20 protein-coding genes and 1 tRNA gene are annotated in these 26,970 nt (G+C 56.6%); 7 read left to right on the forward strand and 14 right to left on the reverse strand.

What is annotated here, in order from left to right; all coding sequences use genetic code 11:
- Nucleotides 1-5: 5 nt before the first annotated feature.
- Both D0C27_RS17475 and D0C27_RS17480 read right to left on the reverse strand, forming a co-directional pair.
- Entirely contained in the window at nucleotides 6-1,457 is a 1,452-nt protein-coding gene (locus D0C27_RS17475) for a peptidylprolyl isomerase (RefSeq protein ID WP_083054099.1), read from the reverse strand.
- Nucleotides 1,450-3,843, reverse strand: coding sequence for an LPS-assembly protein LptD (locus D0C27_RS17480; RefSeq protein ID WP_238441690.1), 2,394 nt, complete (start codon nucleotides 3,841-3,843; stop codon nucleotides 1,450-1,452). The genes D0C27_RS17475 and D0C27_RS17480 overlap by 8 nt, the downstream gene beginning before the upstream one ends.
- A gap of 123 nt (nucleotides 3,844-3,966) precedes the next feature.
- Between D0C27_RS17480 and D0C27_RS17485 the strand changes: the two genes are divergently transcribed.
- The 3 genes from D0C27_RS17485 to D0C27_RS17495 all read left to right on the forward strand — a co-directional run bounded on the left by D0C27_RS17485 (nucleotide 3,967) and on the right by D0C27_RS17495 (nucleotide 6,594).
- The gene (locus D0C27_RS17485; protein ID WP_083054100.1) at nucleotides 3,967-5,013 is read left to right on the forward strand and encodes an aminoglycoside phosphotransferase family protein; all 1,047 of its coding nucleotides are present in this window, start codon (nucleotides 3,967-3,969) and stop codon (nucleotides 5,011-5,013) included.
- The gene (gene murU / locus D0C27_RS17490; protein ID WP_137431392.1) at nucleotides 5,013-5,723 is read left to right on the forward strand and encodes an N-acetylmuramate alpha-1-phosphate uridylyltransferase MurU; all 711 of its coding nucleotides are present in this window, start codon (nucleotides 5,013-5,015) and stop codon (nucleotides 5,721-5,723) included. Before D0C27_RS17485 ends, murU begins: the two co-directional genes overlap by 1 nt.
- A gap of 163 nt (nucleotides 5,724-5,886) precedes the next feature.
- Nucleotides 5,887-6,594, forward strand: coding sequence for a hypothetical protein (locus tag D0C27_RS17495; protein ID WP_009454993.1), 708 nt, complete (start codon nucleotides 5,887-5,889; stop codon nucleotides 6,592-6,594).
- 110 nt (nucleotides 6,595-6,704) lie between these two features.
- Here the strand turns inward: D0C27_RS17495 and glnQ are convergent, their stop codons facing one another.
- The 9 genes from glnQ to mnmC form a co-directional block, all read right to left on the reverse strand.
- Entirely contained in the window at nucleotides 6,705-7,433 is a 729-nt protein-coding gene (gene glnQ / locus D0C27_RS17500) for a glutamine ABC transporter ATP-binding protein GlnQ (protein WP_009454997.1), read from the reverse strand.
- Nucleotides 7,430-8,209 carry an ABC transporter permease subunit gene (locus D0C27_RS17505; RefSeq protein WP_137431393.1) on the reverse strand — a complete coding sequence of 260 codons (780 nt, stop codon included), beginning with the start codon at nucleotides 8,207-8,209 and terminating at the stop codon, nucleotides 7,430-7,432. The genes glnQ and D0C27_RS17505 overlap by 4 nt, the downstream gene beginning before the upstream one ends.
- A gap of 173 nt (nucleotides 8,210-8,382) precedes the next feature.
- On the reverse strand, nucleotides 8,383-9,114 hold the full coding sequence (glnH, locus tag D0C27_RS17510; RefSeq protein WP_373568170.1) for a glutamine ABC transporter substrate-binding protein GlnH: 732 nt from the start codon (nucleotides 9,112-9,114) through the stop codon (nucleotides 8,383-8,385).
- Nucleotides 9,115-9,341: 227 nt separating this feature from the next.
- Nucleotides 9,342-10,133, reverse strand: coding sequence for a MetQ/NlpA family ABC transporter substrate-binding protein (locus D0C27_RS17515; RefSeq protein ID WP_009455007.1), 792 nt, complete (start codon nucleotides 10,131-10,133; stop codon nucleotides 9,342-9,344).
- Between the two features lie 50 nt (nucleotides 10,134-10,183).
- A complete protein-coding gene (locus D0C27_RS17520) occupies nucleotides 10,184-10,843 on the reverse strand; it encodes a methionine ABC transporter permease (RefSeq protein WP_022983463.1) in 660 nt (219 codons plus the stop codon).
- Nucleotides 10,840-11,850, reverse strand: coding sequence for a methionine ABC transporter ATP-binding protein (locus D0C27_RS17525; RefSeq protein WP_009455014.1), 1,011 nt, complete (start codon nucleotides 11,848-11,850; stop codon nucleotides 10,840-10,842). Before D0C27_RS17525 ends, D0C27_RS17520 begins: the two co-directional genes overlap by 4 nt.
- A 246-nt stretch (nucleotides 11,851-12,096) precedes the next feature.
- Nucleotides 12,097-12,172: transfer RNA gene (locus D0C27_RS17530), tRNA-Lys, on the reverse strand.
- A 265-nt stretch (nucleotides 12,173-12,437) separates the two neighbouring features.
- Nucleotides 12,438-14,606 (reverse strand): glycoside hydrolase family 31 protein, encoded by a 2,169-nt coding sequence (locus tag D0C27_RS17535; RefSeq protein WP_115634325.1) that lies wholly within the window; start codon nucleotides 14,604-14,606, stop codon nucleotides 12,438-12,440.
- A gap of 151 nt (nucleotides 14,607-14,757) precedes the next feature.
- The gene (gene mnmC / locus D0C27_RS17540; RefSeq protein WP_137431394.1) at nucleotides 14,758-16,623 is read right to left on the reverse strand and encodes an FAD-dependent 5-carboxymethylaminomethyl-2-thiouridine(34) oxidoreductase MnmC; all 1,866 of its coding nucleotides are present in this window, start codon (nucleotides 16,621-16,623) and stop codon (nucleotides 14,758-14,760) included.
- A gap of 132 nt (nucleotides 16,624-16,755) precedes the next feature.
- Between mnmC and D0C27_RS17545 the strand changes: the two genes are divergently transcribed.
- A complete protein-coding gene (locus D0C27_RS17545) occupies nucleotides 16,756-17,619 on the forward strand; it encodes an inositol monophosphatase family protein (protein WP_137431395.1) in 864 nt (287 codons plus the stop codon).
- Nucleotides 17,620-17,778: 159 nt separating this feature from the next.
- Here D0C27_RS17545 and D0C27_RS17550 read toward each other — a convergent pair whose 3' ends face one another.
- Nucleotides 17,779-19,476 (reverse strand): AMP-binding protein, encoded by a 1,698-nt coding sequence (locus D0C27_RS17550; RefSeq protein WP_137431396.1) that lies wholly within the window; start codon nucleotides 19,474-19,476, stop codon nucleotides 17,779-17,781.
- 80 nt (nucleotides 19,477-19,556) lie between these two features.
- On the opposite strand from D0C27_RS17550, the gene D0C27_RS17555 reads away from it, so the two are divergent.
- From D0C27_RS17555 to mgtE, 3 genes are all read left to right on the forward strand, one after another.
- Entirely contained in the window at nucleotides 19,557-20,756 is a 1,200-nt protein-coding gene (locus D0C27_RS17555) for a M20 aminoacylase family protein (protein ID WP_088451031.1), read from the forward strand.
- A gap of 185 nt (nucleotides 20,757-20,941) precedes the next feature.
- Nucleotides 20,942-21,286 carry an acyl-CoA thioesterase gene (locus D0C27_RS17560; protein ID WP_003803527.1) on the forward strand — a complete coding sequence of 115 codons (345 nt, stop codon included), beginning with the start codon at nucleotides 20,942-20,944 and terminating at the stop codon, nucleotides 21,284-21,286.
- A 21-nt stretch (nucleotides 21,287-21,307) separates the two neighbouring features.
- Entirely contained in the window at nucleotides 21,308-22,789 is a 1,482-nt protein-coding gene (gene mgtE, locus D0C27_RS17565; protein WP_109088800.1) for a magnesium transporter, read from the forward strand.
- 290 nt (nucleotides 22,790-23,079) lie between these two features.
- On the opposite strand, the gene D0C27_RS17570 is transcribed toward mgtE, so the two are convergent.
- Entirely contained in the window at nucleotides 23,080-23,973 is an 894-nt protein-coding gene (locus D0C27_RS17570) for a DUF1932 domain-containing protein (protein ID WP_170978597.1), read from the reverse strand.
- A gap of 212 nt (nucleotides 23,974-24,185) precedes the next feature.
- Nucleotides 24,186-26,912, reverse strand: a complete 2,727-nt coding sequence (gene secA / locus D0C27_RS17575; protein WP_009455031.1) for a preprotein translocase subunit SecA — start codon at nucleotides 26,910-26,912, stop codon at nucleotides 24,186-24,188.
- Between the last annotated feature and the right edge of the window lie 58 nt (nucleotides 26,913-26,970).

Raw genomic sequence — 26,970 nt, forward strand, 5'->3', positions numbered from 1 at the left:
TATCCTTAGCGACGGCGGGTGCTGGACTCGGGGTCCAAACGGTTATCAATGTAAGCGCGGCCGCGCAGGCTGTTCAGCCAATCTTCAAAGGCAGGCTCGGCACGCTGCTGGAACAGAGCCTGACGGGCCTGCATGCGCTTGTACTCGCCTTCCATATTGCGGGTACGGCGCTCGATCACCTGGATCAGGTGCCAGCCAAACTGGGACTCCACCACGGCGGTATCGTTGCCGGGTTGCAGCTTGTCCATGGCTTGCTCAAACGGAGGCACAGTCTCGCCAGGCGAGAGCCAACCCAAATCACCACCTTGTGGTGCGCTGCTGTCTTCCGAGTAACGCTTGGCCAGATCCTGGAAGGACTCGCCATTGCGCAAACGCACTTGCAGTTGCTCAATGCGCTGACGAGCCTGCTCGGAAGTCATAACCTTGGACAGCTTGACCAGAATATGGCGAGCATGAGTCTGGGTCACCATCATGGGACCGGACTGCGCCGATGCCGCACTGGCGACAGGCGAAGTATTGCTTGGCGCAGCACCGCCACGCTCCAGCACCTTCAGAATATGGAAGCCTTGACCACTGCGAATCAGGTCGGAAACCTGGCCGGGGGCCAGGTTATGGACAGCTTGTGCAAATAAGTCAGGCCAGTCGGACAAGGAACGAGTTCCCAACGCACCACCGCTCAGGGCCTCTTGACCATCCGAGTTGGAAGCAGCCAAACCGGCAAAGTCTGCGCCGGAACGAACCTGGGCCAGCAGGCCTTCTGCTTTGGTCCGCAAACGCGCTTCTTCGCTGGAGTTCGCGCCTTCAGGCACTCGCACCAGGATCTGCGCCAGACTGACAGGTGCATTTTGCGCCTGTGCCGCCGATTGCCCCAAATTGCCCAAACCTGCGCCACCTTGAGAGCGCAGGTAAATATCAATGTCGGCGTCCGTAATATTGATGCTGCTGTCGACCGCACGCATGCGCAACTGATCCAGCAGGATTTCCTGCTTCAGATTGGCACGGTACTGCTCCCAGCTAATGCCATTCTTTTCAATCTCGGCTCGCAACTGGGCCTCGGTCATATTGTTGCGCGAAGCAATCATGCGCACACCTTCATCCACTTGCTGTGGACCGACTGAAATCCCCATGGCGCGAGCTTCCTGCTGCTCCAGGCGCTCATTGATCAACCGTTGCAAAACCTGTTTGCGCAAGATGTCATGATCAGGAGCAGGAATTTTCTGCTGCTTTAACTGTTCCAGCACCTGTGCGGCTTCCAGATCAACCTGACGCAGGGTAATCACCTCGTCATTGACCACGGCAGCAATGCCATCCACAAATTGGGAGGAAGCAGCGGGTGCCGCCTTGGCTGCAGCGGGCTTGGACTGCGCCTGAGCCATTTGAGCCGTGCCCAGCCCCATGACGGCCATCAAAGCCAATGACAGGGTACGGTTTTTCAAGCTGAAACGCATATTATTCATACCTCTCATGAATCATTTTTTCCTGTACGGGATTGGTGACGGGTTCATAGCCAATCACACGGTCACGCAGCATTTTGATAGGGTCGTTGCCAATTCCGCCCAAACCGGATAGCTCCAGCTGGAAGAACAGGGCCTTATTGGTTTCCCTGGCCGAAACCGCATAGCGTTGCATCACCACACGAGCCGCCCAACAACAGTCGCCTTTATACTCCAGCCCCAGCACCGTTTGCGTGCCACGGCTTTCCTGGATGGAATAATCGTAACGTCCCACAGCGTACACCTTGTTGCTCAAAGGCCATTGGCCCGTCATGGAGACGTATTCCTTACCACGATGATCTTCGTCAGTCGGCGTGAAGTTGGGGTCAACGACCTGACGGGGATCACGCTCATAACGATAGTTCACACCCAGTGTTGCCAGGCGTTTAGGACGCCAACGAATGCCGGAGGCCAGACGGTTACGACGCTTCTCGTCTGGATTGAACTGCGCATCGAAGTTGACCGAGAACGTATTGGTCAAAGCCGCACTGGCACCGACCAGATAGTCTGAGCGGGTGCTGGTACGCGCTTTTTCATCGCCCAGTGTTACGGTTTGCTTATCAAAATACAAGCGCTGAGCGGCCTGCAGAACCAGACGCTCGAAGCCCGTGTCGGCATCCAGCCAGCGGGACGTCAGACCCACGGTGACCTGGTTTGCATTGGAAATACGGTCCCAACCACCGGAGAAGATATTTTCGCTGAAAGCCTGGGCAAAGTTGAAGCTGGCCAGACTGGTGTCGTACAAGGGCAGCGAGGATTGGTCGCGATAAGGCACGTACAGATAGTAAACACGCGGCTCCAGGGTTTGAATGGAGTCGTTGCCAAACAAGGTGGTGTCACGCTCGAAGGTCATGCCCGTATCCACGGACAGGATGGGCAAGACACGGCTCTGAGTGCGGGAACGCCCAGCGTACTTGGCCATATAAGGGCTAGGATCACCCACATACCAGTCTGTCTGGTATTGGCTCATGTGCAAGCCTGCTTTGGGCGTGATGTACCAACCTGGGCGAATGACAGGATAAGCCACCGTTGTATAGGACGAGAAACGCGTACCATCTGGAGCCAGACGGGTACTGCGCATACCGTCAAATTCGCTTAGATTGCCACTGTAGAAAGGCAAACGGAAACGGGTTGCATAGTTATCGCTGACTACATCAAAGCCACCCCAGTTATAACGGGATGCACCCAAATACCACTCAGGCAATTTGTCGTACTGTGGCTGACGATATCCAGTAGAAGAATCCTGCAGGGTCTGATAGCGCGTCGCACTGACGTGAGAGCGGAAATACTTGGAACCGCCCCAACCCAGAGTCACCGTACTGGCCAGATCCTGAATGGTGGAATCGTTCAATCCAAAGCTGCTGAAGTCACGGAAATAATCATCATCCGAGACACGGCGGATATCCGCATTCAAATAGAAACTGGCAGGCAGGCTCTGACGATACTGCCCCATGAACAGCCAGCGTTTATAACCCAGCTCCTTGTCATCAGGCAGATAGTTACCGGTCAACTCTCCGGAGAAGCTGTCACCCAGATAACGGAATTCCCCCCCCAACATGGCGCCGCGTTTAGCCATGAAGCGGGGCGTCAGGGTGGCGTCGTAATTAGGGGCCAGATTCAGGTAATACGGCACGCTCAGGTCTACACCACCCCGCGTCGTCATGCCGTAAGTAGGCAAAAGGAAACCGGACTTGCGCTCTTTACGGAGCGGAAAGGTCAGGTAAGGGGAATACAACAGGGGCATACCCTTGAAGTACAAGACGCCATTACGCGCCACCCCTTCGTTTTCCTTGGAATACAGATCAACCTTGGGCGACTGGATATACCAGGCAGGTTCAGGACATGGACAACCCGAGTAATTCACATCGGATAGCCGCATATGGTTGGAACTGAGAATATCAGCCTGCGTCGCGGTACCGCTACCGCCGGTGGCTCCCAGCCAGAACTCCGGGGACGACATGCGCCCTGTATCCGCGTCCAGGTTGTAATCAAACTCCGGGCTGCGCACCAGAGCCCCATCACGCATGATCAGGCCGTTGCCACGTACTTCCACCTGGCCGGTTTTTTCCTGATAGTCGATCCGGTCGCCTTTGACGACAGAATCAATGCGCCGGACCTGAGCACCACCTTCCAGACGCAAGGTGCCATCTTCCAGTGTTTTCATCTGGTCGCCTATCAGATAGACGGCCATATCCTCTTCCTGGAGCTTGCGCACTTGCAAACCGGGGGACGTCTTTAAAGACGGACGCACGGACGACTGAGCCTGGGCGACCCCCATGCCTGTCATCATCAACACGATATACCACGCCGCAACTCGCACTAAGACTGCGCCTCCAGTTGTGTCCTGCATTTATGTCCTGCATTTGTTCCACCAGAGACGAAAAACCCTGGCGACCCGGTATTATAGTTAAGCCTGCCGTTTAGCGGCACTGCTAAACACTAATCCGTTACGATCTTCTGCTTCCCTTTATTTATGTCTGCTTCTATTTCTGCCGCTACCGACCCTCGTTTGCAGCAAGCAATTACCTGGCTGAACACCCTGAAGTCCCGGTTTGGACTGGATCTGGACAGCCTGCAAACGGCCTCCAGCGACGCCAGCTTTCGCCGTTACTTTCGCCTGCAAGCCCAGGATCGAACCGTCGTTTTGATGGATGCGCCTCCGGCCACGGAAGACTGCAAGCCCTTTGTGCACGTTACCGAACTGCTGGCACCGACGGGCATCCACGTGCCCGAAATCCTGGCAGCAGACACTGAACAAGGCTTTTTGCTGCTCAGCGATCTGGGTCAGGACAATTTTCAGACCGCGCTGAAAAACCCCATGCCGCAAAGCGAGCTGGACAAACTGTACCGCAGTACGCTGTTGACCTTGGTGAAATTGCAACAAGCCGACACCACGGGCTTGCCTCCCTACAACGAACAGCGTTTGCTGGAAGAGCTGCAGGTGTTCCCCGAGTGGTACATCCAAAAACATCGCCAGTTCGAACTGAGCGAAAAAGATCAGGAGATGTTGCGCAAAACCTTTGCCGAGCTGGTTCAGGCCAATGTGCAAAGCGCTACTGTACTCGTGCACCGGGATTTCCACAGCCCTAATTTGATGATGCCCCTGCCCGGCCAAAGCGAGCCCGGTGTTATCGACTACCAGGACGCCCTGGCTGGCCCCATCACCTATGACATTGCCTCCCTGGTGATGGACGCGCGTGTTACCTGGACGGAAGAGCAGCAACTGGACTGGGCAATTCGCTACTGGCAAGCCGCCATGGAAGCCGGCCTGGATGTGCCTGCCGACTTTGCCGTGTTCCACCAGCAATACGAATGGATGGGCCTGCAACGCAATCTGCGCATTCTGGGTGTGTTTGCCCGCCTCTCTCTGCGTGACGGCAAACATCATTATCTGGACCATATGCCCCGCCTGCTGGGCTATGTACATCAGGTGGCCAGCCGCTACGAGTGTTTTAACGGTTTGCTGCGCCTGCTGAACCGCCTGGAAGGTCGCCAAACTGTTTTGGGCATGACGGTCTGATGCGCGCCATGATTCTGGCGGCCGGTCGAGGTGAGCGCATGCGCCCCTTGACCGACACCTGCCCCAAACCCCTGATTCCAGCAGGTGGTCGGCCTCTCATCGTCTGGCACTTGCGCGCGCTGGCCAAAGCCGGCTTTCAAGAAGTCATCATCAACCACGCCTGGCTGGGCGAGCAGATTGAATCCACTCTGGGTGATGGCAGCCAATGGGGCCTGCGCCTGAGCTACTCGCCTGAATCATCTGCCCTGGAAACTGCCGGTGGCATTGCCAAGGCAATGGATTTTTTCCAGGGCCAGCCTTTCCTGTTAATGAATGGCGATATCTGGTCCGACTGGGACCCTGCCCAAGCCTTTGCCATGGCCGAACGTTTGCAAGCTGGCCCGGAGCAGGCCTGGTTGATCCTGACCCCCAACCCGCCCCACCACCCCGAAGGCGACTTTGGCATGCAAGAAGGACAATTGCACCTATGTGCCAAAACCCTTGCGGGTGCCCGCAGCGCCACCTTGAGCGGCATAGGGGTCTACAAACCCGAACTCTTTGCCCATCTGCCCAAAGATCAGCCTGCCAAAGCCGCCCCCCTGCTGCATGCCGCCATCGAGCGCCGGCAGGTGCTGGGCAGTCTGCATGAAGGTTTCTGGATGGATGTCGGTACCCCCGAACGATTAGCCCAGTTAAACCAACACTTGGAATCGTTAGCACCCTCACAGTAAACTGATATTTTCCAGGCTAGCTGGCAGACGTTTCCAAGCACAACAAAGGGCAACAAAGCCAGCCATCCCGCCTCCGTAGCCCCAATGACGTCTATGCTAATGGGTTTTGTAATCGGGACTTGATTTGCTTTGAGTCCCTTGTCTGACAGGAACGTCTGTTCTCATGCTTGGTTCCTCCAAACGCACCGTATTCAAACCCACCGCCTACGGCTCCAGCCGTCGAAAACGCCGTATTCCACGCTGGTTTGTCCTGCTTTTGACAGGTATTGCCCTAGGTGCTGGTGGCCTGCTGTTCTTGCAAAAAAGTTATGGCCCTACGCGCCTGACCGTGGAGCAGTCGGAACAACTGCACTATGACCTCAACAGCGCCAATGCTGACAAGCAACGTCTGCAAGCTCAGTTGAACCAGACCAGTCGCGATCTTGAAGATGTCAGCCAGAAGGAAGACAAGCTGGGCAAACAGACCAGCGATCTGCAGGCCATGGTCACCAAGCTGGAAAAGGATATCGCGCTATTTGCCGATGCCATGCCTCCTGACCCGCGCGGCACCTCCCCTGGCATTCGCGCTGCCGAGTTCTCGGTTACGGACGGCCAACTGAACCACTTCGTGCTGCTAATGCAGGACAAGGGCAAGGACGCCGAATTCACCGGCACCATGGAGTTGGTTGCTGCTGGCCGCTACAGCAATGGTCGCAGCGGCAATGTGGACCTGCCCAGCCAGCCTGTCAGCGTAGGCCGTTACGCCTACATCAATGGCTCCGCAGAGCTGCCCGCCGGCTTTACGCCCCGTCAGGTCACGATCCGCATCAAGCCGGATGGCGCGAACCGCGTCGTTGCCACGCGCACCATCTACGTGACGCCCTCCCGATAAGCGCTGACCTGTCACGCACAGGCTGATAGTCACAAGAAAGCCCTTCAGGCCCTTGGCTTCATCGCCAAAATCCTGAAGGGCTTTTTTTAGCCGACGATCCAGCCAGACTCTTAAGCCACGTGCTGCAAAAAGTCTTTCAAACGTTGGCTAGGTGGATTGCTCAGCAACTCCGCAGGTGGGCCATCGTGTGCCACCCTGCCCTGATCAATAAAGATCAGACGGCTACCCACACGACGCGCAAAATCCATCTCGTGTGTCACCACCACCATGGTCATGCCCTCCTCAGCCAGCAACTGCATGACCTTGAGCACTTCCTGACGCAGTTCCGGGTCCAGTGCGGAGGTAGGCTCATCAAACAGCATCAGCTTGGGTTTGATCGCCAAGGCACGAGCAATGGCGACCCGCTGCTGCTGGCCACCGGACAGCTCGTTAGGATAATGATTCATACGCTCGGCCAGGCCGACCTTGGCCAGCAACTCCGTCGCTTCCTCACGCGCCTGAGAGCGGCTGGTGCCACGCGTATGGATAGGCCCGAACATGACGTTTTCCAAAGCGCTCATCTGTGGAAACAGATTGAACTGCTGGAACACCATCCCTGCTTCCCGGCGCAAGTCGCGCACCTGAGCGGGCGTGCCATTGACGCTCAAACCATTGACCACGATATCGCCAGCCTGAATGTCTTCCAGCTTGTTGATGCAGCGCAGGAAGGTGGATTTTCCCGACCCGGACGGGCCAACCACCACAACCACTTCGCCTTTATCAATATTCAGACTGATATCGTCGAGCACGATATTGTCGCCAAAGCGCTTGGTTACCTTCTTGAACTCGACAATACTCATACAATCCTCATGCGGTGTTCAATAAACTTCAGAGTCAGGGCAATCAGGCTGGTCAGGATCAGATAGATCACCGCCACCGCTCCCCAAATCTCCACCGAACGGAAGTTATTCGCAATAATTTCCTGGCCCTGACGGGTCAGCTCGGCAACCCCAATCACAATAAACAGCGAAGAATCCTTCAAGCTGATGATGCACTGATTACCCATGGCGGGAATCATGCGGCGAAACGCCACCGGTCCAATAATGTGGCGCAAGATCTTGTGAAATGGCAGGCCCATGGCTTCTCCGGCCTCTTTCAGGCCCTTGGGCACGGATTGCAAGGCACCACGCACAATCTCGGAAATATAGGCCCCGGAGTTGATCATCAAGGTGAAGATCGCTGCGGTCAGCCCGTCAATTCGGATACTGGCCAGCATGGGCAGCGCGAAGTAGATGAACATCACCTGCACCACGATAGGCGTGCCGCGGATGAACAGCACGTAAAGCTGGCACAGGAAAGAGAGTACATACAGCAGATAGCGTCTGAAAAAACCCAATAGCGACAGAGCGATCAGCGCCTGTATGGAGCTCCAGATCCAGGCTGGCACAAAGCTTAGCCAATTGCTCATCAGCCAGGACAGGCCCTTGAGCGCAAAGCCCAGTGCAAACATGCCCAACACGAACAAGGCGGCTCGGCGCCAGGTGACCGGTACCCGAATATAGGTGGTAATCACCCCGGTCAGAAAACCCAATATAGCGCCACCCACCAACCCCAAAAGGGTAATGAGCAGCGTCATTTTTGTACCTTCCAGAAGGCTGGGTAAAGCCCCCCAGATAGCGTCCCATTCAAAAGTCACAGTGCTACCTTTGTCTTTGAATAAACGCCCACAACAGAGCGTCAAAAAATAAAAGCGGTGATCCCGTTACGACACGCGATCACCGCTTGGCATGCGCTTGGCTTTACGCCTGTTTATTCAGGCTGCTTGCCAAACCATTTCTGGTAGATTTTGTCGTAGGTGCCATCAGCACGAATATCTTTCAAAGCCTGGTTCACGACCGGAACCAGTTCGCTGTCCTTGGGAAAGGCAATACCGTAGAAGTCACCACTTTTCACGGCACCAGTGACCTTCACACGATCCTTACCGCCAGTCTGGGCGTAGTACTGCACGTTAGGCGTATCGTGCACCACCGCGTCCACACGGCCTGTTGCCAGCTCCAGGAAGGCATTGTCGATATTGGGGAACAGCTTGAGCTTGGCAGTAGGTACCGAGCGCTGCATGAAGTCCACCGTGGCGGTACCGATCTTCACCGCCACAGTCTTGCCTTCCAGATCGGAGGCAGTCTTGATGGCCGAGTTATCGGTGTTGACCAGAATGGCCAGACCGCTTTCGTAGTAAGGATCGGAGAAATCGATCACTTGCTTGCGGTCATCACGAATGGTGATCCCGGCCAGCGCAGCATCCAGATTGCGAGTTTGCAGGCCCGGAATAATGCCGTTGAAGTCCATGGGCTGGAAGCGGTAATTCAGATTGGCCTTCTTGGCGACCGCATCCCACAGGTCGATGTCAAAACCGGTGTATTTACCGTTTTGCTTGAACTCAAAAGGCACAAACGCCGTATCAGTTGCGACCACCAGCTCTTTGCCTTGTTGTGCCAGAGCCTGCCCAGCGGGCAAAGCCAAAGCCAAGGCCAAACCGGCCATCAGGGTTTTCATTTTCTTATTGAACATCCGTTACTCCTCTGTAGGGACTGACCCAAAACCAGCCAGTTCGATGTTTTACCCAAGTCAGCGCAGGCTCATGACCTGCCCCAGCGTTGATCTATCCTACCCGAAGCAGCACAACTGTTTGTATTTAATAGTTTTAAAAAAAGAAAAACCTCGGGAAATCCCGAGGTTTTTTCATACAGCGAGTCGTATCAACACTCAATTCAGAACGCAGGAACAATAGAACCTTTGTACTTGTCGGCGATGAATTTCTTCACGTCTTCGCTATGCAGGGCCTGGATCAGCTTGGCCACGCGTGGGTCATCCTTGGACTTGGCAGCTACAGCGATCAAGTTGGCGTAAGGGGAGTCTGCACCTTCGATAGCCAAAGCATCCTTGGTGGGGTTCAGACCGGCTTCCAGCGCGTAGTTGGTGTTGATCAGGGCGATATCCACATCAGCCAGAACGCGAGGCAAGGTAGCGGCTTCCAGCTCCTTGAACTTCAGCTTCTTGGGGTTCTGGTCCACATCACGCGAGGTTGCCAGAATGTTGGAGGGATCTTTCAGAGTCAGAACACCGGCTTTTTGCAGCAGCAACAAGGCACGGGCACCGTTGGAAGGATCGTTAGGGATCGCCACCAGCGCGCCTTCTTTCAGCTCATCCAGGCTCTTGATCTTGGTGGAGTAAGCACCGAAGGGCTCAACGTGAACCACAGCCACCGACACCAGATCGGTTTTGTGTTCTTTATTGAAGGTATCCAGGTAAGGTTTGTGCTGGAAGAAGTTGGCATCGATATGGCCGTCAGCCACTTGCTGGTTGGGCTGCACGTAATCGGTGAACACCTTGATATCCAGGTTCACACCTTCCTTGGCCAAAGCAGGCTTCACAAACTCCAGCAGCTCGGCATGCGGCACGGGGGTAGCAGCAACCGACAGGGTCTCGGCAGCTTGGGCCACGCTGGCCAGCAGAGCCGACACGGACAAGGCCAGAACGGGAACAAATTTCTTCAAAGACATGAGCGACTCCAGTTTCAGAAAGGCAAGACTATGACGATAGCTGCCAGGACTTATTTTCGGCTCAAGCGAGCCACCATGGCGTCTCCAAACACCTGCAGGAGTTGCACCAGCACCACCAGGATAGTCACGGTCACCACCATGACATCCGTTTGATATCGTTGATAACCAAAGCGCAAGGCCAGGTCACCCAGGCCACCACCGCCGATCACACCGGACATGGCCGAATACCCCACCAGGGCAATGGCGGTCACAATCAGGGCCGCCACAATGCCGGTCGTCGCCTCAGGCAGCAAAGCCAGCAAAACGGTCTGACGGGAGTTCGCTCCCATGGCACGGCAGGCCTCATTCACACCGGGGTCCAGTTCACGCAGAACGTTCTCGACCAAACGGGCAAAAAACGGCGCGGCACTCAAGACCAGAGGCGGAATCGCACCCTGCACCCCCAAAGACGTACCGGCCAGAATGCGTGTCAAAGGAATAATGACGATCAGGAGAATCAGGAACGGCACGGACCGCAAAATATTCACGATCAGGGACAAGCTCTGGTAGATCCAGGCATTGTCCAGCATCTGCTTGCGGCTGGTCAGAAACAGCAGCACGCCTAATGGCAAACCAATAATTGCGGTAAAGCCCAGCGAAATACCCGTCATCAACAAGGTATCAATCGTGGCTTCACCAATCAGCGCCCAATCCAGGTTGCTAAAGTTCATGGTCGCAATACCTCAAATTGGACATTCAATTCAGTCAGCAAGGCATCCAGCCCTGCTTTAGCCTGCGCATCCCCTTGCACGGCCACGACCAGTTGTCCGTAGGGCTCGGTTTTGATGCGGCCAATGGCTCCCTGCAAGATGCTGACATTCAGCCCCAGCTGGCTGGTAATGCGGCTGATCAAAGGCTCCGTTGTCGCCACACCGCGCACGCTCAAGCGCATGACACTACCGGGCACACCTTCTGCCAAGGCATGCCAGTCGTCAGCGTTCACGCCGCTTTCACTGAGCAAGGACTGCGTAGTGGGATGATGCGGGTGCAGGAACACATCCAGCACTTCACCACACTCCACGATCTTGCCGGCATCAATCACGGCAACCCGATCACAGACAGAGCGAATCACGTCCATGCCGTGCGTAATCAGGACAATCGTCAGCCCCAGCTCCTGATTGATCTCGCGCAGCAAACGCAAGATCGACTGGGTGGTTTCCGGATCCAGCGCCGAGGTCGCTTCGTCGCACAGCAAAAGCTGTGGCCGATTAGCCAGGGCACGGGCAATACCGACGCGCTGCTGCTGTCCGCCCGACAACTGACGGGGATACTTATTGGCATGGTCCTTCAAGCCCACCAGCTCCAGCACTTCCAGAGCGCGAGCGTGACGTTGGGCGCGATCCACCCCTGCCAGGCGCAGAGGAAAACAGACATTATCCAGAACCGTGCGGGAATGGAGCAGGTTGAAATGCTGGAACACCATGCCCACGCCTTGTCGGAACGCGCGCAACTGCGCACCCGAAAAGCGTGTGATGTCCTGATCCTGTACCCAGACCTGACCTGAACTGGGTTGCTCAAGCAGATTGAGCATGCGGATCAGCGTACTTTTCCCAGCACCCGAGCGACCAATAATACCGAAGACCTCTCCTTGGTGAATCTGCAAGGAAACGTCGTTCAAAGCATGAACGGTCTTGCCTGCCAGGGAATAGGTTTTTGAGATGTGTTCAAGACGAATCAAGATGAACTCAGCCTAGTTAGTCAGTCGAGTTATAAAAGCCTGAGCTGTAAGCGAAATTTACCATAAAGCAAATTTGACTATGACCAGATAGATATAACCCAAGGAAATATTGAAACCATACTGAGGGCTGCACTGTATAGCAAGATTTCCGACCGGCCAATGCGCGGATGTGACCTTGGCTGTGCAAGGCAAGCGCCCAAAGAAAAAGGCCGCTAAGAGCGGCCTTGTTTCTACGTTTCAGTTTAGTGGTGGGTCGTGCGCGACTCGAACGCGCGACCAACGGATTAAAAGTCCGCTGCTCTACCGACTGAGCTAACGACCCCCGACTGAAAGATGAAATTATGGCCTGATTCGAAGGAGCCGTCAAGCACTAAATGCAAAATAATTGGAAAAAAGGCGTTTTTCTTTAAAAAACCTGAAAACAGCGTCTTGCTAAGGCCCCGCCCCTGCCCTTTTCCCTGTTTCAGAAACAAAATCGGAACATCTATCCAGGAGCATTTACTGCTGAAAATAGAAAATGCCTCCCGAGACTGAGGACAGACCCCAATGCCGGGAGGCATTCAAAGACGATCAGGCTCGTCTAGCGCTTAACGGGCACGAGAAATACGAACCTCGGCACCACGGCGTTTGACCTCCAGCCCTTCGGACGGCAGGATCTTCAATCCTTCCAGACCCTTGATGTAGCTGGAACCCTGCATCTGCATGACGCGAATCTTGTTGCGCATCACAACCGGGCTGTGCTCGGGCATGCCAAACATCCAGACCTCATCCAGCAAACGAGCCGAGTTGAACTCGGATGTATGCTTGACCACCGGTCCCAGACACAGCATATGGCCTTCGCGGCCAAAGACCGGCAAGCGGTCCAGACCCACAGTCATTTTCAGGATGGTGCCGCCTTCATAGCGCCAGCCCGTGCTCAGATCCCACCAGGCATCGCCTTCAGGCAGGTAGACCTCGATATCCTGGCCGGGCTGCAAGACAGGAGCCACCAGCAAGGCAGGACCCAACAAATACTGGGTATCCCACAAGCGAGCCTGGGCATCTGCCGGGAAGCTTTGAGCCATGGAGCGCTGTACCGGCAAGCCAGTACGCACGGCGTCTTCAATAATGCCCAATACATAAGGCACCAGACGGAAACGCCACTCCAGCCAATGAGCAACCTGAGCCTGGGTTTCTTCATCAAACGCATCAGGACGCAAGGCAGGAATACCTTGCAGACTGAAGTTTGCCGAGAAAACCGACATGGCCAACCAGCGCAGGTACAACTCTGGCGTCATTTCGCTAGTCGATGCAGCCGCATTGCCCCAGCCATGAATCTGGATAGGCACGCCGCTATTACCGGTAGCCAAGGCGGACTTCAAGGATTGCGTCAGACCTGCCCAGGTATTTTCCACCTGCGGGCCCAACTGCCAGGCAAAGCGCTGGGAAGATGGGCTCAGGTCGCGGCTGGCAACCACGCCTTCTTGCGGTGTCTTGTGACCGGCAACAGCATCAAACAGGGCCTGACGTGCCAGCACAGGGTAAATTGCACGCAACAGGGCGCCAGACTCGCCACCACGGCTGGTGATGGCATCCGGAATATCAAAACGGGCATTGCACAACACGGCACCCAGACCATCGTCGACCATCTGACGCTGGCGCTCGGTCCACATGCGGAACACGTCTTTGTGGGTCAGGTCCAGCAAACCGTAGTCGCGTCCACCGCTTAGCTCGTCGCCAGGGAAGACATAGGCGCAGCCGTCGTCATCATTGATAAGCAACCAACCGCGATCTTCCCACTCTTCGAACAAGCTGGTGCCCGCCAGTACGCAAGGACGAGTCCAGGCGGCCAGCTGCAACTGATCATTCTGCAAGGCAGAGAAAGCGTCGCGAGGGTCAGCCATGCGGGCGGCATCCCACTCCAGCGTAGGCTTGTCCTGCTGAAAATCGTAAGGCTCCGGTGGCGGCAAGACGGCCACATCCAGCGCAATGCCCTGCTCGCGGCACTGATTGGCCAGCTCACGCAAGGACGTTACATCCTGCGCCTGAGCGCCATCCAGCCACAAGCCCATAGGCGTGACACCGGGCTGACCAGCACGGCCCGTCAAGGCGGAGTACTGGTTGATGATTTCGCTGGGATCACCCAGGAACAGGAAGAAATCCAGGTCGGCAGCGTGTACACGAGCGCGGTACGCATCCAGGTCTTGCTGACCCAGATCATGTTCAACCCGCTCGAAGGTATTGATGTATAAACCCCAGCCTTGGGTGCTCCAGAGCAAAGGCAGGCTGCGGTCGTCCGGGCGATCGGTGTCGACTGTTTCCTCGCGGCGGTCCAGCTCGCCCAGGGTTTCGCCCAAACCATACAGGGCATCTTCCTCGGCCAGGGCCAGAGCCAGCTGCCAGCAACTGTTGGGCTCTTGCTCGAGTGTCAATGGCTGATCGCCACTGCTCAAGAGCAGTTGCTCGCCACGCCGGACTTCAAAGCGCCACGGATTGGCCTGAATGTGCAGGGCAAGCTCGCCCTGCTCAATCCGCCAGCCCGAATCGGCTGCTTCCAGTTGAAATTCGCTGACCGCCTCATGGCGGGCCAGCAGCATATCGCCCAAAGCTTTGGCACGGGTACTGAGCTTTTCATTATCGAGCCGGGTAGCCGGCATACAGCGGAAACGAAAAACACCCGGCGCATGAGCTTCGATGCGCAGCGCAAAATCGGTTTCGACAAAAGCGAAATCGGCCTGGGCCGGTTTCGTCGTCAACAAACTCAGATGATTAAACAATTGTGTCACGTCGTCAGAGTGGAGCGAACGGCACGATGCTGATCGCAGGGTCACGCTCAAGATTACTTAACAAGGCCACTATTTTGACGTATTTGCGCTACAAAGGAAAATGTTGCTTCAAATTTCGCCGAAATAATTCGAAAAAAGGGCCTTAGCGAGGTATTAAAGCTTGCTCCAAACGCCGCTCCAAAGGAATGGGTTCCTCCAGACAATAAGCGGCAAACAAACTGGCTGCCAGCAGGCTCCAACTCAAACCACGTGAGCCGTAAGCCGCAGCCATAAACAAACCGGGCGGGCCCGGCACAAAACCCATCACGGGCAAATGATCACTTAAAGCACAGCGCCAACCGGCCCATCCTTGTTCGGGTGTTGCCACCGCCACAGCGGGATGAGCCAGCATGGCAGAAACTTTTTCTATATTTTGCTGATGACCCTGGCGGCTGACCTGGGCAGACTCACCAAAACGTTCGTAGGTGCTACCAATGACTTGCCCCTGCGGGCCTACAGGCAGGATATAGCCCTGACCGCTTAAAGTCACTTCGCCACGAGTCAAAGCCTGTTCGGCAGGCAAGTATGTCACCTGCCCGGCCAGACGCTGCATGGCCGCCAGCCGTGGCAGGGGATGCTGGGCCAAGAACTCGTCGGGCAGCAAACTCAGGCTTTGGGCTGCCGCAGCTATCACTACACGATTGCTGCTTTCGAGGCACTCCCCCTGCTGATTGCAGACCTCCCACACTTCCGGCTCCGGGCCGGCTCGCAAGGACACCTGCTCTGGCAGGCATTGAATCAAGGGGTGATCCAGCAGATAGGCAACCAGTGCGCCGGGATTCACCACCATGCCTTGCGGAAAATACAGGCCACCGCCTTGCAGCGGCACCCCAGCCAAGGCCGAGCCCTGCTCACGATCCAGCCATTGCACCCAATCCTGGTCCAAGGCCAAACGCTCCAGCGCCTGCTGAATTTCGGCATCACTATTGCCCGCCTGCCCAAACACCAAGGTTCCAACTCGACGCGGGCGAGCCGCTTCCGGCAAGTCTTTCCAGCCCTGCCAGGCATGCAGAACAGCATTACGGCTCAAGCGGGCCAAGGGGGCATCATCCAGGGCGAACACGGGGGAGATGGCAGCCAGACGGTGACCTTGATGCGTTGCATCCAGGCCCTGGCTCAGTGCCGGATCACAAACCAGAACGGGCACACCTTTGCGGGCCAACTCCCAGGCACAGGCCGCCCCCGCCAAACCGGCACCAATCACTACCGCCCGCCCTTGCTGTGGTGGCAAATTGCTGCGTCGTCCCAGGTGGGGACGCAAGCGAGCGCGAATGGTGCACCACTTACCCCCGGCACCGGGGACTTTTTCCACTTCAAAACCTACCGAGGCCAGATCACGTCGCACCTGCCCGGCACAGCACCAGGAAGCCGCTGTCGCCCCCGGCGCAGCCAGACGCACCAGTTGCCCCAGGACCGACCTCGACCACATGGAAGGATTGCCACGGGGCGCAAAGCCATCCAGGTAAAACGCGTCCGCATGGCAGTGCAGCTCGCGCATCATGGTTTCGGCTTGCCCAAAGGCCAAGGTCAGTGTGACTTGTCCCCTATCCAGCTCCAGCCTGTGTATGCCCGGCACCAGTATGGGCCAGGCTGCCAGCAGTTCCTGGGCTTGGGTCTGCAACTCCTCGGGCAAGCGGGCGTACAGAATCGCCAAATCTGACTGGCGGAAAGGATGGGCCTCAACCGACACGAAATGCAGCCGCTGGCTGCGCTCCGGGTCCTGACGCCAGGCCTGCCAGGTAGCCAGAAAGCTGGCCCCCAGTCCAAAGCCGGTTTCACAAATCGTAAACTGGGATCGCCCCCGCCAACGCTCGGGCAGACCATTACCGTGCAGAAACACCCGTCGTGCCTGCCCCAAAGGGCCATCTGCCGGGTGATAGCTATCCTGATACACCGCGCTGACGGGCACGCCATGCTCGTTGAACTCCAGAACGGCCGGGACCAGGGGCTCAAACGCAGAGGCAGCCATTAATTTTCCTGCCCATAACAACACTCACACACGCTCTAACCCCTTAAACTGGCCTTAATCAAACTGACACCAACAAACACGTACAATGAAAAGTCTCAGCTTCAGACTTTTCTTTTTTAAAACCGGATTGCCATGCCATTGTCACGTTTACCGCTCAGCGCCTGCCTGGACGCTGCTGTTACCGCAGCCCATGCCGCCGCCGCTATTTTACAAGCCTATGCGTCGGACCGTAGCTCTCTGGTGATCAGAAACAAAATGCACAACGATCTGGTGTCGCAAGCCGATCATGAAGCCGAGCAGGCCTGCATCAGTGTGCTGATGGAGCGCACCCCGGACATTGATATCGTGGCCGAGGAAAGCGGCGGCGTGAATACAGGCCGTCCCACCTGGTATATCGACCCGCTGGATGGCACGACCAACTTCCTGCACGGCATTCCTCACTATGCCGTCTCAGTTGCCCTGATTGCCCCGGCCGGCACGCAAATGGATAACGGCGTTCTGGCTCAGGACACGCCGGTCATTGCCGTGGTCTACGACCCCAATCGCGAAGAGCTGTTTACCGCCATGTACGGTGTGGGCGCCTGGTTAAATGGCAGCCGTATTCAGACATCCTCATCGAAAAAACTGGCGGACTCGGTATTGGCCACAGGCTTTCCCTTCCGCGACTTCTCTTTTTCCGACCAATACATGCCCAGCCTGAACGCCTCCATTACAGGCAGCCGTGGTGTGCGCCGCATGGGTGCCGCCGCGCTGGATCTAGCCTGGGTGGCTTGTGGCCGTTACGACGGTTACTGGGAAATGGGCCTGGCCCCTTGGGACGTTGCCGCTGGCACCTTGCTGGTGCGTGAAGCCAAGGGTGTGTGTCAGGACCTGTATCAGGAAGAGCCCTGGCCCGTCAGCGGTCACGTCTACGCAGGCAATGCCCACATTGCCGATGAGTTGCTGGGCATGGTGCGTCCGTCGCTGACACAGCGTCCGACCAAACCCAAGCCTTAACGCCTTATTCGGGGCCAGTTGCCAAACTTCCTGCTCCGATCTTCATCGCCCGATAAAAAAGCGAGCCATTTAAAACGGCTCGCTTTTTTCATACAGATCAGGTTGCAGGCCAGGTTTAGCAATTTGCTGAATAGTCGCCCCGTCCTCCAAACCTCCAAATCAAGCCTGCGCTTCAGGCTTGGCTTGCTCATCCCGCAGGACGCGGCGCAAGATCTTGCCCACATTGCTCTTGGGCAGTTCATCACGGAACTCAATAATGCGGGGACGCTTGTACGCCGTCAGACGCTCTTTGCACCATTGCTTGATATCGGCTTCAGTCAAGGACGGATTACGTTTGACGACGAACAGCTTGATGCTTTCACCACTGTGCTCGCTGGGCACCCCCACCGCCGCCACTTCCAGCACATCAGGATGCGCCGCCACCACGTCTTCAATTTCGTTCGGATAGACGTTAAAGCCCGACACCAGAATCATGTCTTTCTTGCGATCCACCAGACGAATACGTCCCTGCTGATCCATGACACCAATATCACCCGTCTTCAAGAAACCATTGGGCGTAAAGACATTGGCGGTTTCCTCTGGCTGACTCCAGTAAGCCGACATAACCTGCGGCCCTTTGACGGCCAGCTCGCCTTGTTCGCCCATGGCAACCGGTTGCCCCTGTTCGTCCAGCAAGAGCACATCGGTTGAAGGCAAGGGAAATCCAATCGTGCCACTGTAATCGCGTGAATCCGTCGAGTTCACCGCCACCACCGGGGAGGTTTCCGACAGACCATAGCCTTCAATCAAAGGGCAGCCCGTCACAGCCAGCCAACGCTCGGCCACGGCTTTTTGCAAGGCGGCACCACCGGCCAGACACAGTTTGAGCTGCGCAAACGGCAAGGTACGGAATTTTTCGTGATTCGCCAGCGCATTGAACAAGGTATTCACCGCTGGAACGACTTCAGGCGGATTGCGTTTCCAGGCCTTGTAAACCGAATTGAGATCGCGCGGATTCATCACCAGCACCATATGCATACCTGCATACATGGCAAACAGACCGCAAACCGTCAGCGCAAAGATGTGATACAGCGGCAAGGCCACCATCATGGTGTAAGCCGGGCCTTTAAAGTCGCCCAAAGCGGGAAAGCCCACGGCCTCCACCTGCAAGACGTTTGCCATCAAATTGCGCTGGCTAAGCATGGCGCCTTTAGGACGGCCCGTTGTGCCGCCCGTGTATTGCAACAGCGCCAGATCATCCGGTTTGGCGGGCTGACGGCTCAGGCTCAATTTGCTGCCCTGCTCCAGCACGGCCTCCAGACTGTGCGAACCCGGCAAGGAATAAGACGGCACCATGCGTTTCAAATAACGCACGGCGAAATTCACCACGCTGCCCTTGAGCCCCATCAGATCACCCACGGTACTCAACACCACGTGGGCAGGCTTCACATTGTCAGGAACTTGCTGCAGCACATGCGCAAAGGTTTCCAGAATCACAATCACCTGGGCCTGGCTATCGGCCAGTTGGAACTCTAGTTCGCGTTCGGTGTATTGCGGGTTGGTATTGACGCCCACCATGCCCGCCCGCATGGTGCCCAGCAGGCAAATCAGGAAGGGCAAACCATTGGGCAGCATCAGCATCACACGGCTGCCACGCTCCAGCCCCTGTGCCTGTAACCAGGCCGCGAAGGCATCCGCGCTACGGTCCAGATGTTCATAGGAAATGTCATGCCCCATAAAGGTCAGCGCAGTCCTGTCCTTATGCTTTTTCATGGCGGCATCCAGACAATCGATCAAGGTCTGCTCGGCACCTAACTGAATCTCATGGGGCACGGAGGCCGGATAATGCTCGAGCCAAGGTTTTTGCTGAGTATCCAAGGGCTTGTCACCTAATACGTGTTTATTTATGGTTAACTCTACTCTACTTTATTGTTCAAACCCAAGGACAAGCCCGCATCATGAAGCTGTTTGAACCCATTTCCGCCTGGTCGCATGAAATTGCGGCTATCCGGCGCGATCTCCACACCTACCCCGAACTGGCTTTCGAGGAAACCCGGACGGCCGATCAAGTCGCATCCTGGCTGGAGAAATGGGATATTCCGGTACATCGTGGCCTGGGCGTGACAGGCGTTGTCGGTATCCTGAAGGGTACGGGCGGCGAAGGTCCATCCGTGGGGCTACGCGCCGATATGGACGCCCTGCCCATGCAGGAGCTGAACGAGTTCGAACACAAAAGCCGTCACGACGGCAAGATGCATGCCTGTGGACACGATGGACATACCGCCATGCTGCTGGGTGCAGCGCGCTACCTGTCCGAGCACCGTGATTTTGCGGGCACCATCTATCTGATTTTTCAGCCTGCCGAAGAAGGTTTTGGCGGCGCACGCGAAATGATCAAGGATGGCTTGTTCACGCTATTCCCCATGCAAGCTGTTTTTGGCCTGCATAACTGGCCCGGCATGCCTGCCGGCACCTTCGGGGTTTTGCCAGGCGGCATGATGGCCTCCAGCAATACCTTTGAAATTCGCATTGAAGGCAAAGGCGCCCATGGAGGCATGCCTCATCTGGGCGTGGACCCCATCATGGCGGCCGTGCAACTGGCGCAAAGTCTGCAAACCATTGTCAGCCGCAATGTGGACCCCCTCGAACCCGTGGTGCTGAGCATTACCCAGATTCATGCCGGCTCTGCCGATAACGTTATTCCCAACGAAGCAGTCATGCGCGGCACGGTACGCACCTTCTCCACCGAAGCCCTGGACCTGGTCGAGACCCGCATGCGCGAACTGTGCGAGCAAAGCTGTGCCGCCCAGGGTTGCAAGGCCGAGTTCGACTTTGACCGCCGCTACCCTCCCACCATCAATAATCCCGAGCAAGCGGCCTTTTGCGCGCAAGTCATCAAGGAGCTAGTTGGCCCCGACAAGCTGCGTCAGGACATCCGCCCTTCCATGGGCGCCGAAGATTTCTCCTTCATGTTGCAAGAAGTCCCCGGCTGCTATGTCTGGCTAGGCAATGGCGATGGCGACCACCGCAGCCAGGGCCACGGCATGGGTCCGTGCATGCTGCACAACGGCAGCTACGACTTCAACGACGCCCTGATTCCTATTGGTGCCAGCTATTGGGCCAAATTGGCTCTGGACTGGCTGGCACAACACCGTTGATGCTTTAACAAATGTTTCATAGCGGGGCCAAAGCTTGCCGTTACAATGGCAGGTTCTATTGTTGACGGCGTGCGCTCCGCGCGACGGGCATCTGTCCCACCACCCTTTCTTCCAATACGGGAGTATTTGTGACTACTTCAAGCAACATCTCTTCGCTCCCGGACGGAGCCCCCACCCTGCGCGTCATGCCCATGCCCACAGACGCCAATATTCACGGTGACGTGTTTGGTGGCTGGATCATGTCCCAGGTGGACATTGCCGGAGCGATTCCTGCAACACGACGCGCCCAAGGCCGGGTTGCCACCATTTCCGTGAATGCCTTCACCTTCAAGCAGCCCGTGTTTGTGGGTGATTTGCTTAGTTTCTACACAGAAATCATCAAAACAGGCCGCACCTCCATTACGGTTTCGGTGGAAGTGTATGCAGAACGCAAACGCCTGCAACTTGAAACGGTCAAGGTAACGGAAGCCACGCTTACCTATGTGGCTACCGATGACGAGCGCCGCAGCCGCCCGCTGCCCCCTCTCTAAGTATTCGTGACAGGCAGGCCTATGCAGGAAAACCTGGTACCCCCTACTTCGCCCAGTGACACTCCCAAGCCGCGCCGTCTGGAGCCCGAGGATGCGCAGCAGGCACTTTATCGCCTGAAAAACATCCTCAAGCGCCAGGAAGTGGTGGAATCGCTGGCCCAGCGCCAGTTCGAGGACGACGACCGCTCCAACCTGCTTGAGGGCTTGATCCATCGCCAGCATGAGAGCGAGATCAAGTCCATCCTGAACGATCTGCACCCAGCTGACATTGCCTTCATTCTGGAGTCCTTGCCCGAGCTGGAGCGTCAGGCCATCTGGCAATTGGTGGATGCCGAGCACGACGCCGACGTGCTGCTGGAAGTAGCGGACTGGGCACGTGAATCGCTGATTCGTTCCATGGACGCCGCGGACCTGATCGCGGCCGCCGGCAATATGGATGCCGACGAAATTGCCGATCTGGTCCCTGACCTGCCGCCCGATGTGGTGGCAGCCGTGCAGCGCGGCCTGACGGACGAGGAGCGTGCACAGCTGATCGAAGCCATGGGCTACCCCGAAGACACCGTGGGCGCCATCATGGACTTTGACATGGTGCGCGTGCGCGAGGACGTCACCCTGGAAGTGGTCCTGCGTTACCTGCGACGTTTGCAGGAACTGCCCGACCACACTGACCAGATCTTTGTGGTGGATCGTGCCGACAAACTGCAAGGCACGCTGTCGCTGACCCGCATGCTGGTCAGCGAGCCTGAAACCCTGGTGTCCTCCGTCATGTCCACCGATTATCTGACTCTGAATCCACTGGATTCGGACTCGGATGCAGCCGGGGCCTTTGAGCGTTATGACTTGGTGTCTGCTCCCGTGGTGGACGATATTGGCCGCCTGATTGGCCGAGTCACCATTGACGAAGTAGTGGACGTGCTGCAAGAGGACTCGGAAGAACAGGCCCTGTCTCGTGCCGGTCTGCAAGAGGACGATATTTTCTCGCCCATCCGTACGGCTATCCGCAACCGGGCCCCCTGGCTGCTGATCAATCTCTGTACGGCAGCAACGGCTTCCTTCATTGCCTCGCGCTTTGAGGATACCGTCAGCCACATCGTGATCCTGGCTTTCCTGATGTCGATTGTGGCCGGTATTGGTGGCAACTCCGGCAACCAGACCATGACCATGATCATTCGTGCCATTGCCACCGGCCGAGTCACAGGTTCCAACGTCCTGCCATTGATCAAGCGCGAACTGCTGGTGACCTTTCTGGTTGGTGTTTGTGGCAGCGCGGTAACGGCATTCTTTGCCTGGTTTATCTCCGGCTCGATCGCCATTGCTGCCGTGATGATGGCCGCCATGATCGGCAATATGTTGATTGGCGCGGCGCTGGGCGTGATGATCCCGATTCTGCGTGATCGCTTTGGCAATGACCCGGCTGTGGGCTCCTCGGTATTGCTGACCTTTGCGACGGACTCGCTAGGTTTCTTGCTGTTCCTGGGACTGGCGACGGTGTTCTTGCTGTAAATCGCCTGCGGGTATGATTAAAAAAAACCGGCTTCTGGCCGGTTTTTTGATTTCTGCATCAAAAGGAGTAAATCGCCTCTTTTAATCTTTTGGCCCCAGGGAACCTGAAAATCCGAACACTGGAACACCTAAATATCGGGGCGTTGGCCCGTTGATCCGTTGGATTTCAGTATGTTTGCCTTATCTTGTTAAGCACAAGCTCTCTACCTTTTCCCGGGGAAAAACGTGGTAGCCAATCTCAGAAGTTGCTGCAAACTCAAACACGCGCACCAAACTGTCCTTCCAAACAACTAAGATCGTGAGGACGACAGTCGGGCCTCTTCCAAGAACACTTCCAAACTCTCCTGTGTCCCCACGGCCTGAGCTCTTTGCAAAGACTCGGTCTGCGCTGTGTGCTCAAAAAAATCCAGTACGCCATTGGTCACTCGCGGCGCAATGCCTGCCAACTCCAGCTGACGACGCACTTGCAGAACCTCGTCACGGCGGCGCACGCCGTGCACCAGATGGCTGCGCAGGCAGGACTCCATAAAGTCCTGCAAGCCCCGCTGATTCAAATCCTCCAGGACTTCATACAGCTCGGCCCGCAAACCCATGCGCTCGGCCAGCATCAAGTTTTCAATTCCCAAGGCCTCCAGCCCCTTGGTCATCAAACTGCGCAGCAGCTTCAAGCGCATTGCATCCCCCGCCTGTCCCGGCAAGATACGCACAGAAGCGCCCTGAGCCTGCCAAAACGCCGCAGCCCTGCCTGCCCCTTGCCCTGCCGCCAACAAAGCCGTCTGAGCGCCTGTAGAGGGCACAGAGCCCATAATCGCCAGGTCAGCCAGCTCGATTCCGTGCTGTTGCGCCAAAACGTCCATGCTCTCCATGTCCTGGGGCTCGGCCGTACACAAATCCATGTACAGCGCTCTCACAGACAAATGCGGCATGACGGCCTTGGCCACTATGTATGCCTGTGTTCCCGTCACTGCCGACAACACGCCGTCAAGACTCCGCCAATCCGTATCCGCCTGCAAGCACAGTTGCGCTCCCAATTGCTGCGCCAGTTCGCTGGCTGCGGCACTTTCCCGGCGCACTAGGATAAACGGCACCTGCACACCAGCCGACTTCAAGGCAGCACCATAAAAACGCGCGACTTCGCCCGCCCCGATCAGGGCAATACGATGTAATAAGGGAGATGTTGTCATAGAAAAACACACAGAAGAAACGATCAGCCGCAGCCGGTAGCACCAAGCTGCGTCCTGTAGCTTACAGGGAAAAACGGCCCTGCATGAGCGGGATATAACCATTCACAGATCAGTTCGCAGCAACAAAGCTGGCATCCAAGAAAAAACCCCATGCGCCAGGGGCTCATGGGGTTTGATCTCGCAGCCTGCAGGCTGGGCAGCTTGAGTCAGAATCAGTTCAAGCGCCCATGGCACTGCTTGTATTTCTTGCCGCTGCCGCATGGGCAAGGATCGTTACGGCCCACGCGTGGCACTTCGCCCTTGGCCGCTTCGTCCAGACCGGGATCTTCACCGCTCAAGGCAGCATCGTAGTCCGAATGATGGAAACGGACATTGGAGTTGGCAGGAACCTCAACCGCGGCTTCCTCGACCTGCTCCGGAGTCTGAATACGCACGGTCATCAGCACTTTGACCACTTCATCACGCACACGGTCCAGCATGTCGGAGAACAGCTCGAAAGCTTCGCGCTTGTATTCCTGTTTGGGGTCTTTCTGGGCATAACCGCGCAGATGAATCCCCTGACGCAGGTGATCCAGGGCCTGCAAATGGCCACGCCATTGCGTATCAATGGACTGCAAGAGTACAGAACGCTCGAAATTGCCCCAGTTAGGCTGACCAACCAGATCAATCTTGGCTTGCAGCAGGCGCTGGGATTCTTCGATAACGCGATCATGCAAGTCATCGTCGGTCAGATTGGATTCTTTCTCCAGCATTTCAGCCAAAGGCAGCTCAATCTGGAAGGTGCTCTGCAAAGCGGTGGTCAGGCCGGGAATATCCCATTGCTCTTCCATGGTGTCTTGCGGCACGTATTCACGGAACAGACGGCTGACGGCGGCTTCGCGCAGGCTGCTGATGGTGTCGGAAATATCAGCCGACTCCAGCACTTCATTACGCTGGGCGTAGATCACCTTGCGCTGATCGTTGGCCACGTCGTCATACTGCAGCAGCTGTTTACGAATATCGAAGTTGCGGGCCTCGACCTTGCGCTGAGCGGATTCGATGGAACGAGTCACCATGCGGGCTTCGATAGGCTCGCCTTCAGGCAAACGCAGACGCTCCATGATGGCGCGCACACGATCACCAGCGAAGATGCGCATCAGCGAATCTTCCAGCGACAGGTAGAAACGCGAGGAACCTGGGTCACCCTGACGACCGGCACGACCACGCAGCTGGTTGTCAATACGGCGGGATTCGTGACGCTCGGTACCAATAATGCGCAAACCACCAGCCTGTTTGACCTGCTGGTTCAGGGGTTCCCAAGCAGCACGAATAGCCTGGATCTTGGCTTCTTTTTGCTCGGCACTCAGGGACTCGTCTTCACGCACCTGAGAAATTGCACGTTCGATGCTGCCACCCAAGACAATGTCCGTACCACGACCGGCCATATTGGTGGCGATGGTCACGTGACCGGGCATACCAGCTTCAGCCACGATGTCGGCTTCACGGGCGTGTTGCTTGGCGTTCAGCACCTCGTGCTTGACGCCAGCGGCATTCAAGCGTGTGGAGATCAGCTCGGAGTTTTCAATGCTGGTGGTACCCACCAGTACAGGCTGACCACGCTCGTGGCAGTCCTGAATGTCTTTCAGAATGGCATTGAACTTCTCGTCATCGGTTTTGAAGACCTGGTCGTTTTGGTCCTTACGGGCCAGCGGACGATTCGGTGGAATGATGACGGTTTCAAGACTATAGATTTCCTGGAACTCATAGGCTTCGGTATCGGCCGTACCCGTCATGCCCGACAGCTTGTCGTACATACGGAAGTAGTTCTGGAAAGTAATCGACGCCAGCGTCTGGTTTTCGTTCTGAATGCGAACGCCTTCCTTGGCTTCCACAGCCTGGTGCAAGCCATCCGACCAGCGGCGACCAGCCATCAAACGGCCGGTAAATTCGTCCACAATCACCACTTCGCCGTCCTGGACCACGTATTGCTGATCGCGGAAGAACAGGTTGTGGGCGCGCAGGGCGACCATCAGGTGGTGCATCAGGGAAATGTGGCGCGGTTCGTACAGCGACTCGCCTTCGGGAAGCAGACCGATTTCGGTCAGGATCTGCTCGGCACGTTCGTGACCGGCTTCGGAAATATGAACCTGCTGGCCCTTTTCATCGACCCAGAAGTCGCCTTCGGGCTCGGGCTCGTGTGGACGAGGCTCTTGCGTCATGCGGGTCAGCATGGGCGGAACCACGTTCATGCGCACGTACAGCTCGGTATTATCTTCGGCCTGGCCGGAGATGATCAGCGGTGTACGGGCTTCGTCGATCAGGATGGAGTCAACTTCGTCGACAATCGCGTAGGACAAACCGCGCTGGCGGCGATCCTCGGCGCGGTATTCCATATTGTCGCGCAGGTAGTCAAAACCAAATTCGTTGTTGGTACCGTAGGTAATGTCAGCCTGATAGGCAGCAATCTTCTCGGCATTGTCTTGCTGGGGAACTACGACGCCCACGCTCAGGCCCAGGAAGTTGTACAGACGCCCCATCCAGTTCGCATCGCGTCGAGCCAGGTAATCGTTGACGGTCACCACGTGCACGCCTTTGCCGGACAGTGCATTCAAGTACACGGCCAAGGTCGCAGTCAGGGTTTTACCCTCACCCGTACGCATTTCGGAAATCTTGCCGTTGTGCAAGGCAATGGCACCGAGCATCTGCACGTCAAAGTGGCGCATGCCAAATACACGGACACCCGCCTCGCGCACTACAGCAAAAGCCTCGGGCAGGAGCGAGTTAAGCGAGGCGCCATCCTGAACACGTTGGCGCAGCTCCTGCGTCTTGGCTGCCAAGGCCTCGTCACTCAGGCCCTGAATAGTAGGCTCAAGAGCATTAATCTGGGCGACCTGCTTACGGTACTGTTTGAGCAATCGGTCGTTACGACTGCCAATAAGCTTTTTCAGCAATGAAACCATTCTTGTGTCGTCAATGTAGGCGAGGCCGCAAGGGCTTGAATCTGTGCCTCGAGCCTAT

The organism is Alcaligenes faecalis (genome assembly GCF_005311025.1).
Classification (GTDB): Bacteria; Pseudomonadota; Gammaproteobacteria; order Burkholderiales; family Burkholderiaceae_B; genus Alcaligenes; species Alcaligenes phenolicus.

Bases quoted from the DNA above. Each gene is read 5' to 3' on its own strand.
- D0C27_RS17570 (WP_170978597.1), bottom strand. From the start codon at position 23,973: ATGACAACATCTCCCTTATTACATCGTATTGCCCTGATCGGGGCGGGC.
- D0C27_RS17485 (WP_083054100.1), top strand. From the start codon at position 3,967: ATGTCTGCTTCTATTTCTGCCGCTACCGACCCTCGTTTGCAGCAAGCA.
- D0C27_RS17560 (WP_003803527.1), top strand. From the start codon at position 20,942: ATGCCCATGCCCACAGACGCCAATATTCACGGTGACGTGTTTGGTGGC.
- mnmC (WP_137431394.1), bottom strand. From the start codon at position 16,623: ATGGCTGCCTCTGCGTTTGAGCCCCTGGTCCCGGCCGTTCTGGAGTTC.
- glnH (WP_373568170.1), bottom strand. From the start codon at position 9,114: ATGGCCGGTTTGGCCTTGGCTTTGGCTTTGCCCGCTGGGCAGGCTCTG.
- murU (WP_137431392.1), top strand. From the start codon at position 5,013: ATGCGCGCCATGATTCTGGCGGCCGGTCGAGGTGAGCGCATGCGCCCC.
- D0C27_RS17555 (WP_088451031.1), top strand. From the start codon at position 19,557: ATGAAGCTGTTTGAACCCATTTCCGCCTGGTCGCATGAAATTGCGGCT.
- D0C27_RS17475 (WP_083054099.1), bottom strand. From the start codon at position 1,457: ATGAATAATATGCGTTTCAGCTTGAAAAACCGTACCCTGTCATTGGCT.
- D0C27_RS17515 (WP_009455007.1), bottom strand. From the start codon at position 10,133: ATGTCTTTGAAGAAATTTGTTCCCGTTCTGGCCTTGTCCGTGTCGGCT.
- secA (WP_009455031.1), bottom strand. From the start codon at position 26,912: ATGGTTTCATTGCTGAAAAAGCTTATTGGCAGTCGTAACGACCGATTG.
- mgtE (WP_109088800.1), top strand. From the start codon at position 21,308: ATGCAGGAAAACCTGGTACCCCCTACTTCGCCCAGTGACACTCCCAAG.
- D0C27_RS17520 (WP_022983463.1), bottom strand. From the start codon at position 10,843: ATGAACTTTAGCAACCTGGATTGGGCGCTGATTGGTGAAGCCACGATT.
- D0C27_RS17495 (WP_009454993.1), top strand. From the start codon at position 5,887: ATGCTTGGTTCCTCCAAACGCACCGTATTCAAACCCACCGCCTACGGC.
- glnQ (WP_009454997.1), bottom strand. From the start codon at position 7,433: ATGAGTATTGTCGAGTTCAAGAAGGTAACCAAGCGCTTTGGCGACAAT.
- D0C27_RS17480 (WP_238441690.1), bottom strand. From the start codon at position 3,843: ATGCAGGACACAACTGGAGGCGCAGTCTTAGTGCGAGTTGCGGCGTGG.
- D0C27_RS17505 (WP_137431393.1), bottom strand. From the start codon at position 8,209: ATGACGCTGCTCATTACCCTTTTGGGGTTGGTGGGTGGCGCTATATTG.
- D0C27_RS17545 (WP_137431395.1), top strand. From the start codon at position 16,756: ATGCCATTGTCACGTTTACCGCTCAGCGCCTGCCTGGACGCTGCTGTT.